This is a genomic window from Yersinia proxima, from assembly GCF_902170785.1.
In the GTDB taxonomy this organism is placed as follows: domain Bacteria; phylum Pseudomonadota; class Gammaproteobacteria; order Enterobacterales; family Enterobacteriaceae; genus Yersinia; species Yersinia proxima.
In genome coordinates, this window is sequence record NZ_CABHYG010000022.1 from 124,191 (window position 1) to 137,470 (window position 13,280).

The window sequence follows — 13,280 nt, forward strand, 5'->3', positions numbered from 1 at the left end:
TTAATGAAACATCGCAATATTACATTCATTGGTGCGGGCAATATGGCACGCGCAATTATCGCGGGTTTAGTGGCAGGTGGTTACCCCGCTAACATGATCAGCGTTTGTGCACCTTCAGCTAAAAACCGTGATGCACTTGCTGCCGAGTTTGGTGTTATCAGTAGCGACGACAATATTGCTGAAGCGAAAAAAGCAGAAGTGATTGTTTTAGCCGTTAAGCCGCAATTAATGGCTGCGGTATGCCAACCCTTACAGGAAAATATCGATTTCACCGGTAAGCTGGTGCTGTCTATTGCCGCAGGTGTGCAGGTAGCCCGTTTTTATGCGCTGTTGGGCGATAATCTCAATTTGGTGCGAATCATGCCCAACACACCATCGCTGGTGGGGAAAGGGATGAGCGGCCTGTATGCGCCAGAGCAAGTCTCGCAAGATGACCGTGATTTCACGGCTTCACTGATGAGCTCAGTGGGCAAAGTTTGTTGGGTAGATGATGAAAATGGCATCAACAACGTTATCGCCGCCGCAGGTAGCGCACCGGCCTATTTCTTCCTGTTTATGGAAGCGATGCAGCAAGAAGCCGAACGTTTAGGTTTTGACAGTGAAACCGCCCGAATGCTGGTGCAGCAAGCGGCATCTGGTGCAACAGCATTAGTGGAAGCCAACCCGCAATTACCGCTTTCAACATTGCGTGAACAGGTAACCTCTAAAGGGGGCACGACGGCCGAAGCAATCCGGGTATTTAACGAACAACACTTACCCCAAATTGTTTCCAGTGCCATGCAAGCTGCCATTGTGCGAGCAAAAGAAATGGAAAAGCTGTTCTAACAGCGGCAAAATTTACAAAACACGACACTGGCTCTGATACTTTCCCGTTAAGATAGGGGTCTAGAAAGCAGGCGAATAGTCGATCTATTTACCTGCATACCATATTGAATTAAGGATTAAGGCAACTCATGCTAACGCTGACTTTTCTGGCCAAAACGGTTATTGACCTGTATGTGATGGTACTGCTGTTGCGTATCTGGATGCAGTGGGTTCACAGCGATTTCTACAACCCATTCTCACAATTTGTGGTGAAAATAACCCAACCGATTGTCGGCCCGTTGCGCCGGATAATCCCTTCTCTGGGGCCAATCGACAGTGCATCGCTGCTGCTGGCATTCTTGCTGATGACCATCAAGTATCCGCTGCTAGTGCTGATTCAGAGCGGTTCGATGTCACTCAGCCTGTATAACTTGCTGTTTGGTATTATTTCATTAGTGAAAGCAGCCGGTTATCTGATTTTCTGGGTGATGATCATTCGTGCGCTAATGAGCTGGGTCAGTCAAGGTCGTAGCCCAATGGACTACCTGCTATATCAGTTAACCGAACCTTTAATGGCACCGATTCGTCGCATTTTGCCCGCTATGGGCGGCATCGATTTCTCGGCGATGGTGGTTATTCTGATCCTGTATCTGATCAACTATTTAGGTATGGATCTGCTAGGCGAGCTTTGGTTCGTGCTGTGAGTGCAGTTACCCCATTACTGGACGGGCTGGCGCTCAGGCTATATATTCAGCCGAAAGCCAGCCGTGACCAGATAGTCGGTTTACACGGCGATGAACTTAAAGTCGCCATCACCGCCCCACCCGTTGATGGTCAAGCTAATGCTCATTTGATCAAATTTATCGCTAAACAGTTCCGGGTAGCAAAAAGCCAAGTGATTATCGAAAAGGGCGAATTGGGGCGGCATAAACAGATCAAAATAGTTAACCCGCAACAGATCCCCCCCGAAGTTGCGACACTGCTCGAATGATATACCCTAAATAATTCGAGTTACAGGAAGGCGGCAACTAAGTGACAAATCGGTGAGAACCGATTTGAACAGCATTCATGCTAGCCCATCGGGTGAGCCTCACAGAGGCTCATTAATCCCCAAGAGCTTACATCAGTAAGTGACTGGGGTGAACGAAGGCAGTCAACGCACGTGCAACTTGAAGTATGATGGGTATAAATACTTCCCGCTAGAATAATGAAATTCAGGACTCTTCCATGCAAAAAGTAGTATTAGCCACCGGTAATCCCGGCAAAGTGCGCGAGCTGGCAACCTTGCTGGCCGATTTTGGTTTGGATGTCGTCGCGCAAACCGAACTGGGCGTCGAATCTGCCGAAGAGACCGGCTTAACCTTTATCGAAAATGCCATATTGAAAGCGCGCCATGCCGCACAAACCACCGGTTTACCGGCTATTGCTGATGATTCAGGCTTGGCCGTTGATGCTTTGGGTGGAGCGCCTGGGATTTATTCCGCCCGCTACGCCGGTGTTGATGCCAGTGATCAACAAAATCTCGAGAAACTGCTGGTCGCGTTGAAAGATATTCCTGATGAGCAGCGCGGTGCCCAATTCCATTGTGTGCTGGTCTATATGCGTCATGCGGAAGACCCAACGCCGTTGGTATTCCATGGTCAATGGCCGGGTGTGATTGCTCACCAACCTTCTGGCACGGCTGGATTCGGTTATGATCCTATTTTTTATGTCCCGGAACTGGGTAAAACAGCCGCAGAATTGACTCGTGAAGCAAAACACGCGGTTTCCCATCGTGGTCAGGCACTGAAACTGATGTTGGATGCCCTGCGCAATGCTTAAATTACCCCCACTGAGTCTCTACATTCACATTCCCTGGTGTGTGCAAAAATGCCCTTACTGTGACTTTAACTCCCATGCACTGAAAGGTGATGTCCCTCATCAGGAATATGTAGAGCACTTGCTAGCGGACCTGGATGCCGATGTGCCTCTGGTCAGTGGTCGCGAAATTAGCACCATTTTCATTGGTGGCGGTACACCAAGTTTGCTCAGTGCCGAAGCAATGCAACAGTTACTGGACGGGGTTCGTGCCAGGCTACCATTGGCAATTGATGCTGAAATTACCATGGAGGCCAATCCCGGAGCGGTGGAAGCGGATCGCTTTAGCGGCTATCAGCGCGCCGGTATCAATCGTATATCAATCGGTGTGCAGAGTTTTAGCGCCCAGAAGTTAACACGGCTGGGGCGGATACATGGGCCGGATGAGGCCAAACGTGCCGCTGAGCTGGCAACCGCACTGGAGCTGCGTAGTTTTAATCTGGACTTAATGCACGGCTTGCCAGATCAGTCATTGGAAGAAGCACTGGATGATTTGCGTCAGGCCATTGCTTTAAATCCACCGCATCTGTCTTGGTATCAGTTGACGATTGAGCCAAACACCGGCTTTAGTTCGCGCCCACCGACACTGCCAGATGACGACGCGCTGTGGGATATCTTCCAGCAAGGGCATCAGTTACTGAGTGCCGCCGGGTATCAGCAATATGAAACCTCCGCCTATGCCAAACCGGGTTATCAATGCCAACATAATCTTAACTACTGGCGCTTTGGTGATTATCTGGGAATTGGCTGTGGTGCACACGGCAAGGTCACGTTTAGTGATGGGCGAATCTTACGTACGATAAAGACCAAACACCCCCGTGGTTTTATGCAGGGTAAATATCTGGATAAACAGTACGAGGTAGAAGCCGCTGATCGGCCTTTTGAGTTCTTTATGAACCGTTTCCGCTTACTGGAAGCTGCGCCACGGGCAGATTTCACCCATTTTACCGGATTAGCTGAAAGCACAATTCGCCCACAGCTGGACGAGGCATTAGCGAAAGAATATTTAATCGAAACAGAGGAATACTGGCAGATCACCGAGAAAGGGAAGTTATTCCTTAACTCGCTGTTAGAACTGTTCTTGTAACGCTACCTGTTTTATCGAGATAAATGAGAAAACAGGTTCAGATGACATCTTCCGTCTGAACCCGCTAAACCAGAATCACGTTATACCCAATAGATTTCGAGTTGCAGGTAGGCGGCAATAGAATGAACCGAAGGAGTTGAGATAACTCAATGACTTGGGTAAGTGATAGCAGCCAACAACCCTGCATCTTGAAAGATGACGGAGATATTAGTTTAATGCTTTGAGTAAATCCTTACGCTGCTGCTCCAGCGCCGTCACCCGCCCACAGACTTCGTGCCCGAATTGCTGGAAATCCTGCTCCTGATTATTCCATTCGTTTTGGATAGCCTGCTGCAACCCACCCAGATTGCCCATAATGGCCTGCAATGGATTATTACCGCCACTGCCGCTGGTCGCCTGCTTAACCCCCATTTCATTGAGACTGTCTTGCAACACACCGCCCATGCTCTGTTGCACCAACTGACGACCGTCTTTTTCGACCTCATCAATAGCTTTATGATGGAAAGTTAAGCCGTCGCTACGTTTCTCAATAATACGGCTCATTTGTTGTTTAAGCTGATCATTCAGCGTTGTTAGCCGGTTACGCACATTGCTGTTGCTGCCCAGTTGCTGAACAATCACTTTATCCAATGAAACCCGCGCTTTTTCCAGTCGCTGCTGCGCTCCCTGATCTATCCACGGTAAATCTTTGCGCAAGGCGGTCTGATAGCGGAAAGCCTGCTGGCGCTGCGCATCGGTCAGAGTTAATGTCTTGCCATTACGGGTAACATCACCGTCAGGCGAAATCTGCAAATTACCGCTGGCACCCACCACCTGTACAGATTGTGGGCTGATAATCACATCATCCTGCGGCTTTACGCTGCACTGATAATCAGCCTGTGCCTGCCAGGCAGTCAGCATCAATACTGCCAGACCGACCGTTCGTAATGCTTTCATTTTAAGTAACATAAGACTCCTGAGAAACTGTGCCATCCTGTATTTCTATGGCTATTTATAACGTGCTAATCCCCACCCTGCCAGAATTTACTTTAAGCATGAAGGGGAGCTGTCCTAAAAAATGGAGCGGCCAATCCGCTGCGCCAGTAGCTCTAAGGCAGCCGTTCCGGCCAGAGAGTTCCCGGCATGGTCTAATTCCGGTGACCAAACCGCAATACATAACTCGTCAGGCACAATGGCGATAATCCCGCCTCCGACCCCCGATTTACCCGGCATCCCCACGCGGAAGGCAAATTCACCGGCTCCATCATACATACCGCTGGTAATCATCAGAGCATTGATTTGCCGCGCTTGCATGGGTGTGATAAGCGAGCCATGCCCACTAATACTGCGCCCCTGATTTGCCAGATAGACAAAGCAGCGAGCCAGTTCGACACAACTCATGCGCATGGCGCAATAGTGGAAATAGGTCTGAAGTACTGTCAGAACATCGTTGTTGAAATTACCAAAAGACTTCATTAGATAGGCAATAGCAGCATTGCGATCTGAATGCTCAAATTCCGAGCGCGCCACTCGCGGGTCGTAGCTAATGTTGTCGTCATTTACTAACTGGCGCACCACTTCTAACATCCTTTGCTTCGGAGCACTCAGACGGCTTTGTAGCATATCGCACACTACCAGCGCCCCAGGATTAATAAACGGGTTGCGCGGTTTGCCCTTTTCTAACTCTAACTGTACCAGTGAGTTAAATGGCTGGCCTGATGGCTCTTTACCCACTCGCTGCCATATTTCCTGCTCGCCATAACGGGATAATGCCAGCGTCAAACTTAATACTTTTGAAATCGATTGAATAGAAAAGCGCTCATTAGCATCTCCGGCCTGATATATCGTGCCATCCAGTGTACAGACCGCGATACCCAATTTGTCAGCCGAAACCTCGGCCAAGGCTGGGATATAATCCGCCACTTTCCCTTGACCAATCAGCGGGCGCACCTGCTGCAAGATATCCGCCAGCAAGTTATTATCTAAAGCTGTTGTTACCCCTAAAGCTGCTGCCACAACCATGCTCCCAATCAATCTCCGGTAACCGTTCCGCTAACTGCGTCTGATAAAAACAAAGGCGCCTGCATTAGGCGCCCTTATTAATTATCTACCGTTAAAACGGAAGATCAATCCCACCAGATATCAAACAGCTCACTGGTTTCTACATTTTTCAATTTGCGAGCTTCCAGCCATTTAGTTACCAGCGCACGGTGTTCATCAGTGCAATGACCAATCTCTTGCAGGCAAATCAGGCCTTCCCACTGCAAATAGCCGCTGCCATCAAATGCCAGGCCGTTTGCTTCAATGACTTCATCGATAAAAGCATCGACAGTTTCATCAATAACATCAACACCAGTGCCTTCTGGGAAGGTCCACTGTACAGAAAAACCTAACTCCTGAAACTCGTCGATATGCATTTTTTTGCGTAAACGACGACTACGATTCTTAGCCATTATTCTTTCCTCTCAAACATCAGATCCCAAACGCCATGTCCCAGGCGCTGGCCGCGTAATTCAAATTTTGTCAGCGGACGTGAGTCCGGGCGAGGCACATAATCATTCTGCTCTGAAAGGTTGCAGTACCCGTTCGCACCTGACATCACCTCCAGCATATGTTCCGCATAATGCTGCCAGTCGGTCGCCATATGGAACACACCACCCACTTTTAATTTACTTTTTACTAATTCGACAAAAGGTGTCTGGACGATACGACGTTTATTATGGCGTGCTTTGTGCCATGGGTCAGGGAAAAACAGCTGAACCATGTCCAGCGATGCATCTGGGATCATATTTTCCAGCACTTCGACCGCATCATGGCACATAACTCGCAAGTTATTCAGGCCCGCTTCATGTGCTGAAGCCAGGCATGCGCCAACACCCGGGGAGTGTACTTCTATCCCGAGAAAATTCTGCTGTGGATTGCTGGCAGCCATAGTGACCAGCGAGGTTCCCATGCCAAAACCGATTTCCAATACCACTGGCGCTTCACGGCCAAACAAGGCGGTGAAATCAACAGGAGTCGGCTGATATTCTACGCCCATCACCGGCCAGTAGTTATCGAGCGCCAGTTGTTGGCCTTTGGTCAGGCGCCCCTGACGGCGGACAAAACTACGAATACGGCGCATCGCGCGGCCGTTTTCATCAAATTCCGGAGATATGACGTCATTTATCATGGTGCTTTCTGTCTGTTGGTTGCGTATACGAACGCGCATTATGCAAAGATACGCCAGTTTATCAACTCTGGCGGCCATAAGTACAAAATTAAGCGGTAAATAACCGATTAATGCGCATTAAAAGCAGCTAACACCGTTGTACGCCCCCCCCAAAGTCATTGGCGTTACAACAAGGCAGCAAGCGAGTGCATCCCGATGAGCTTACATAAGTAAGTGATTCGGGTAAGTGAGCTCAGCTAACACCGTTGTAGCGTCAAGGACGATGGGGGTTTACAGCGTGATAACTCTATGCTGCAATCCAGCCCTAATTTATTTCTCTGCCGGATATCGATACCTGCTTATGATGCAAGCGCAACAATTCGCGCACGTGGTACTTGAGTGGTACCAACGCTTTGGCCGCAAAACATTGCCATGGCAATTGGATAAAACACCGTATCAAGTCTGGCTATCAGAAGTGATGTTGCAACAAACGCAGGTTGCAACGGTCATTCCTTATTTCCAACGCTTTATGCTGCGTTTCCCTGATATTCGTGCTTTAGCCGCTGCTCCGTTGGATGAAGTTCTGCATTTATGGACTGGCTTGGGTTACTACGCCCGAGCCAGAAATCTACATAAAGCCGCTCAAACAGTTGTTGAACGCCATCAGGGTGAATTTCCGACAACTTTTGACGAGATACTCGCATTACCCGGCATAGGCCGCTCCACAGCTGGCGCGATTTTATCGCTCTCTTTGGGGCAGCATTTCCCTATTCTGGACGGTAATGTTAAGCGCGTTCTGGCTCGTTGCTACGCCGTTGAAGGATGGCCGGGTAAAAAAGATGTCGAAGGGCGACTGTGGCAAATTAGTGAGGATGTCACCCCAGCCAAGGGAGTGGGCCAATTTAATCAGGCAATGATGGATTTAGGCGCTATTGTCTGCACCCGCTCCAAGCCCAAGTGCGAACTTTGCCCATTGAATATAGGTTGTCTCGCTTATGCCAACCATAGTTGGGCGCGCTATCCAGGTAAGAAACCCAAGCAGACGATACCGGAAAAAACGGCCTATTTTCTATTGCTGCAAAATGGCTCTCAGGTGTGGCTCGAACAACGCCCACCCGTTGGACTATGGGGTGGATTATTCTGTTTCCCACAATTTGCCGGGCAAGAGGATTTAGATAGCTGGTTGCAACAACGGGGTATGGCCGCCAGTGAGTTGCAGCAGTTAACCGCTTTTCGTCACACCTTCAGCCACTTCCATCTGGATATTGTTCCAATGTGGCTGGATACTGCATCAGTTCGTGGATGCATGGATGATGGGGCAGGTCTCTGGTATAACTTAGCACAGCCACCATCGGTAGGATTGGCCGCTCCAGTTGAGCGTTTATTACTTCAGTTAGCAAAAGAAGAGTTAGCAAAAGAAGAATTGGCAAAACTGAGTTAGCAAAACCATAACGGGTAATACCGCCATCTACCCAAACAGCTTTATTTGACGTCAGTCATAGAAGAGGATTTAACATGAGCAGAACGATTTTTTGCACGTTTTTAAAAAAGGAAGCTGAAGGACAAGATTTTCAGCTGTATCCAGGCGAAATCGGCAAACGTATCTATAACGAAATCTCGAAAGAAGCCTGGTCACAATGGATAGCTAAACAAACCATGCTGATTAATGAGAAAAAACTTAGCATGATGAATGTAGAAGATCGCAAATTGCTGGAGCAGGAAATGGTCAATTTCCTGTTCGAAGGGCAGGATGTTCATATTGAAGGTTATACTCCGCCGAGTCAGTAATCACTCGGGGCCAACGCACTGGTAACGTACAGTATGACGGGTATTACCCTAAATAGTTTGAGTTATAAAAAAGCAGCTAACGCACGGGTAACTCGAAATATGGCGGGTAAATTCCTCATCAAGATATGGCTTGTAAGATGAAGAAAATTTTAGCTTTGTTGGTCATTGCACCTTTGTTAGTGTCTTGCTCAGGCAATAAAAATCAGGCAGATAACGAAGCCTTTATCAAAGACACTAACGGTTTTGAAATTTTAATGGGTCAGTTTGCCCATAACATTGAAAATATTTGGGGATTAAAAGAAGTCTTAATCGCGGGCCCAAAAGATTACGTTAAGTATACGGATCAATATCAAACCCGCAGCCATATCAACTTTGATGCCGGTACTATTACGGTTGAAACTATTGCCACGACCGATCCGGCGGCTCACTTACGTCAGGCGATCATTACCACATTATTAATGGGCGATGATCCAGGCTCTATCGATCTCTATTCTGATGCCAACGATATCCAAATCAGCAAAGAACCGTTCCTTTATGGGCAGGTACTGGATAACAATGGCGAGCCTATTCGTTGGGAATGGCGAGCTGCACATTTCGCCGATTATTTACTGCAAAACAAAATGCAAAAACGCACGTCTGGTTTGCATGTTATCTGGTCGGTGACCCTGCAGTTAGTGCCTAACCATCTGGATAAGCGAGCTCATAAATATCTGCCGCTGGTGCGCCAGTCAGCCGAAAAATATGGTGTAGAAGAATCACTGATTCTGGCAATTATGCAAACAGAATCGAGCTTCAACCCTTATGCAGTCAGTGGCTCTGATGCACTGGGTCTGATGCAGGTTGTTCAGCACACTGCCGGGCGGGATGTGTTTAAAATGAAAGGTAAAAGTGGCCAACCTAGCCGCAGTTATCTATTTGATCCTGCGAATAATATTGATGCAGGCACAGCCTATCTATCCATTTTGCAAAATACCTATTTAGGCGGCATTCAAAATGCCACTTCACGCCGTTATGCGGTCATTACTTCCTATAATGGCGGTGCTGGAAGCGTGTTGCGGGTATTCTCCAGCGACAAGAACCAGGCAGTAAATATTATTAACAATATGGCTCCGGGCGATGTATTCCAAACGCTAACCACTAAGCACCCATCTGGTGAATCTCGCCGTTATCTGGTGAAAGTGAATAGCGCGCAGAAGAGCTACCGTCGCCACTAATACCGCTGCAACCTTAGTCTAAAAGATATCAATGGCACAGCTCGCTGTGCCATTTTTTATGACTAAAATTGTGATCAGCGAATAACTGTGCACATTTGAATAACAACCATTCGCAATAAAACGATTATAGTATCGCTCACAACTTTCAATCCACTACTGGCAGATTGAACAAATGGACTTTGGACTTACCGCTTTTGAAATGGTGGCAATCTTCTCCACCATGGTCATTGCCTATATTATTTTTGGTATTACTGGTTTTGGTTCCGCGTTAATTGCCAGCCCGGTTTTAGCACTATTTATCCCCGTAGCAAAGATTGTCCCATTGTTAGCCATTATTGATATGGTTGCCGCAATCACCAACGTAGCGCGTCATAGCCGCCATGCAGATATTGCTGAGCTCAAGCGTCTGGTGCCATTGATGATTATTGGCAGCCTGATAGGTGCAACGGTATTGCTGCGAACCCGCCCCGATATTTTGCTATTGGCGTTGGGCATATTTGTCATTTTATATGCGATTTATTCCCTCAGTCGACGCAAACCACAAAAGCAGTTCAAGCCTACAGCCGCCATTCCTTTTGGCTTAATTGGCGGTATCTTCAGTGCATTATTTGGTAGCGGCGGGTTTATCTATGCTATTTATTTATCCGGACGGATAGCCAGTAAAGACAATTTACGGATTACGCAGACGACACTTATTGGCCTAAGTACCCTGACCAGAGTGATTTTATTTGCGCTGGCCGGAGTCTATATGGACTTGTCAATTCTGTGGATGGTATTGCTATTAGCCCCTGGGATGTTAGTCGGATTGGCAATTGCCAATAAAATCAGCTTAGGAATCAGCCGTGAACAACTGATTAAGATCATCAACATCTTATTACTGCTTTCAGGTACTGTTTTATTGGTACGCTATTTCAGTTACTGATAATCCTAATAGGGATAAGCTACAGTATGACGGCCGACATCCTCATCGGCTGTCATACTGTTTTCAGATTACTGAGTAATGACATAACCAAAAATACGCCGCCACTCCACATCACCTTTTTCGATATAAACACCCTGCAATTCCGGTGAGAAACCCGGCAATAAATTGATACCCTCTTCCAGAGCCAGGAAATAACGCTGCACCGCCCCACCCCATATTTCACCAGGCACAACACACAACACCCCCGGCGGATAGGGCAACGCACCTTCAGCAGCAATACGCCCTTCTGCATCAGCAATAGGTATCAGTTCAATATTGTCACGGACAAATTGAATATTGGCATCCTGAGGATTCATCACAACCTGCGGAAAACTGGTTTTTCGGAACATATCCTTTTGCAGCTGCTTTACATCATAACTGACATACAGGTCATGCATCTCCTGACATAACTGACGCAAGGTATAGCTGCGATAACGTTCTTCATTTTTACGATATATCGTCGGTAATACATCGCACAGCAGTGCATCTTGTTCAAGATAGCGCTCAAACTGCACTAACATATCAACCAAATGAGCCATTTTACCTGGGTTTTCCGCAGGTGTTAGCAGGAACAGGATCGAATTCAGATCGCACTTTTCCGGCACAATGCCATTTTCTCGCAGGAAGGTTGCCAGTATCGCGGCTGGTACACCAAACGGGGTATATTGCCCGCTACTGGCATCAATACCCGGCGTGGTCAGTAATAATTTACATGGGTCAACCAAATATTGGTCTTGGTTATATCCTTCAAACCCATGCCAGCGTTCATCGGGAACAAAATTAAAAAAGCGGGCATCATTGGCAATAATATCCGTATCATAATCCTGCCAATTTTTACCCCCTACTGTGGGTGGAATAAATGGCCGTAACATTGAACAGCGCTCTAATAATAATTTACGGGTCTCGATTCCGAGTTTTACACAGTCCATCCACATACGGCGGCCACTGTCACCAGAATGTATTTTGGTATTGATATCCAATGCCGCAAATAAAGGATAAAATGGGCTGGTCGATGCATGCAGCATAAATGCATTGTTAAAACGCTTATGGTTACAGTGGCGCTTTTGCCCTTTAATGTGGTTGTCTTTTTTATGTACTTGAGAGGTCTGTGAAAAACCAGCCTGCTGCTTATGTACCGACTGAGTCACAATAATCCCAGGATCGTTTTCATTTAATTCCAACAACAACGGCGAAAAGTCTTTCATCATCGGAATAAATTGTTCGTAACCCACCCACGCCGAATCAAATAAAATGTAATCACATAAATGGCCAATACTATCAACTACCTGTCGTGCGTTATACACAGTACCGTCATATGTACCTAACTGAATGATGGCCAATCTGAATGGCCGTGCCTCACCCGCACGTTCAGGGGCAACCTCATTCAATTGCTGACGCAAATAGCGTTCATCAAAACAGTGCGCATCAATACCACCAATGAAACCAAACGGGTTGCGGGCAGTTTCTAAATAAACAGGCGTTGCCCCTGCTTGAATCAGTGCACCATGGTGGTTGGATTTATGGTTATTTCGGTCGAATAACACCAAATCACCACGGGTCAATAAAGCATTAGTAACCACTTTATTGGCCGCAGAAGTCCCATTCAGAACAAAATAGGTTTTATCCGCATTGAAGACTTTAGCCGCATATTTTTGTGCATCCTTTGCCGCACCTTCATGGATTAGCAAGTCACCCAATTTGACATCAGCATTACACATATCTGACCGGAAAATTGTCTCACCGTAGAATTCAAAAAACTGACGGCCAGCGGGATGCTTACGGAAAAACTCGCCACCTTGATGCCCAGGGCAAGCAAAGGTTGAGTTTTTCATCTCGACATATTTCTTTAATGTTGAGAAAAAAGGCGGTAACAGATTTTTTTGATATTCGCTGGCGGCGGCCTCTACCTGAGCGTTGTAAAATGCCTTATTTGCCTCACCGAGTGTGATAACTCCTTTAATCAGGGGCAAATAATCTGCAGAAACCGTCTGTTCTGCCGTGACAGCAACAAAAGTAGGAATAGCAAAGCCCAGATCATATAGCTTTGACAATATACCGGCATTCGCATCTTCTACCGACATCACCACCGCGGCAACATCCGTAAAATCCGTCTGATTGAGATATACCACCCCTCGCTGGCTTTCTATATAAGAGGCCAAACGAGCACTTGTTGCGATTTTTAATTGTGTCATGTCACTTACTCTCAAACGGTCAGGGATGAGGCTGCCACTTTGGCATATAGATAGCATCACATTGAGAAGCTATTGTGATACCGGCAATTGATATCCTGGACGCACTCATCTTGCAGCCAAAAGGAAAGCCAGAATAGTGAGTGGACTGGTCTCAGCATCGACCAATAGACATCAGTAAAATCAGAGGGTTGGCTCTATTTTTAATAATGCCTAACAGTGAGCAACACGTAGCTTTACCGCATGGAAG

General features: G+C 47.2%; 14 protein-coding genes. 9 read left to right on the forward strand and 5 right to left on the reverse strand.

Translation table 11 applies throughout. The features are described 5' to 3' along the window. Positions 1-3: 3 nt before the first annotated feature. From proC to hemW, 5 genes are all read left to right on the forward strand, one after another. Entirely contained in the window at positions 4-825 is an 822-nt protein-coding gene (gene proC / locus FTB31_RS20655; protein WP_050078909.1) for a pyrroline-5-carboxylate reductase, read from the forward strand. Between the two features lie 128 nt (positions 826-953). Next, a complete protein-coding gene (locus tag FTB31_RS20660; protein ID WP_050078908.1) occupies positions 954-1,508 on the forward strand; it encodes a YggT family protein in 555 nt (184 codons plus the stop codon). Then, positions 1,505-1,795, forward strand: a complete 291-nt coding sequence (gene yggU, locus FTB31_RS20665) for a DUF167 family protein YggU (RefSeq protein ID WP_005173614.1) — start codon at positions 1,505-1,507, stop codon at positions 1,793-1,795. Before FTB31_RS20660 ends, yggU begins: the two co-directional genes overlap by 4 nt. 236 nt (positions 1,796-2,031) lie before the next feature. Then, positions 2,032-2,625 (forward strand): XTP/dITP diphosphatase, encoded by a 594-nt coding sequence (locus FTB31_RS20670; RefSeq protein WP_227731740.1) that lies wholly within the window; start codon positions 2,032-2,034, stop codon positions 2,623-2,625. Further along, positions 2,618-3,748, forward strand: coding sequence for a radical SAM family heme chaperone HemW (gene hemW / locus FTB31_RS20675; protein ID WP_050078906.1), 1,131 nt, complete (start codon positions 2,618-2,620; stop codon positions 3,746-3,748). The genes FTB31_RS20670 and hemW overlap by 8 nt, the downstream gene beginning before the upstream one ends. A gap of 207 nt (positions 3,749-3,955) precedes the next feature. On the opposite strand, the gene FTB31_RS20680 is transcribed toward hemW, so the two are convergent. From FTB31_RS20680 to trmB, 4 genes are all read right to left on the reverse strand, one after another. Then, positions 3,956-4,696 (reverse strand): YggN family protein, encoded by a 741-nt coding sequence (locus FTB31_RS20680; protein WP_050298543.1) that lies wholly within the window; start codon positions 4,694-4,696, stop codon positions 3,956-3,958. A gap of 102 nt (positions 4,697-4,798) precedes the next feature. After that, positions 4,799-5,743 (reverse strand): glutaminase B, encoded by a 945-nt coding sequence (gene glsB, locus FTB31_RS20685; protein ID WP_407084065.1) that lies wholly within the window; start codon positions 5,741-5,743, stop codon positions 4,799-4,801. 110 nt (positions 5,744-5,853) lie between these two features. Continuing rightward, positions 5,854-6,180, reverse strand: a complete 327-nt coding sequence (locus FTB31_RS20690) for a YggL family protein (protein ID WP_005173625.1) — start codon at positions 6,178-6,180, stop codon at positions 5,854-5,856. Next, positions 6,180-6,899 (reverse strand): tRNA (guanosine(46)-N7)-methyltransferase TrmB, encoded by a 720-nt coding sequence (gene trmB / locus FTB31_RS20695; protein WP_227731754.1) that lies wholly within the window; start codon positions 6,897-6,899, stop codon positions 6,180-6,182. Before trmB ends, FTB31_RS20690 begins: the two co-directional genes overlap by 1 nt. A gap of 340 nt (positions 6,900-7,239) precedes the next feature. Between trmB and mutY the strand changes: the two genes are divergently transcribed. From mutY to FTB31_RS20715, 4 genes are all read left to right on the forward strand, one after another. Continuing rightward, on the forward strand, positions 7,240-8,319 hold the full coding sequence (gene mutY, locus FTB31_RS20700; protein ID WP_175628107.1) for an A/G-specific adenine glycosylase: 1,080 nt from the start codon (positions 7,240-7,242) through the stop codon (positions 8,317-8,319). Positions 8,320-8,393: 74 nt separating this feature from the next. Continuing rightward, a complete protein-coding gene (locus FTB31_RS20705) occupies positions 8,394-8,666 on the forward strand; it encodes an oxidative damage protection protein (protein WP_050078903.1) in 273 nt (90 codons plus the stop codon). A gap of 137 nt (positions 8,667-8,803) precedes the next feature. After that, positions 8,804-9,880, forward strand: a complete 1,077-nt coding sequence (gene mltC / locus FTB31_RS20710; RefSeq protein WP_005157159.1) for a membrane-bound lytic murein transglycosylase MltC — start codon at positions 8,804-8,806, stop codon at positions 9,878-9,880. A 172-nt stretch (positions 9,881-10,052) separates the two neighbouring features. Continuing rightward, on the forward strand, positions 10,053-10,802 hold the full coding sequence (locus FTB31_RS20715; RefSeq protein WP_050078902.1) for a sulfite exporter TauE/SafE family protein: 750 nt from the start codon (positions 10,053-10,055) through the stop codon (positions 10,800-10,802). A gap of 68 nt (positions 10,803-10,870) precedes the next feature. On the opposite strand, the gene speF is transcribed toward FTB31_RS20715, so the two are convergent. Then, entirely contained in the window at positions 10,871-13,033 is a 2,163-nt protein-coding gene (gene speF, locus FTB31_RS20720; protein WP_050078901.1) for an ornithine decarboxylase SpeF, read from the reverse strand. Between the last annotated feature and the right edge of the window lie 247 nt (positions 13,034-13,280).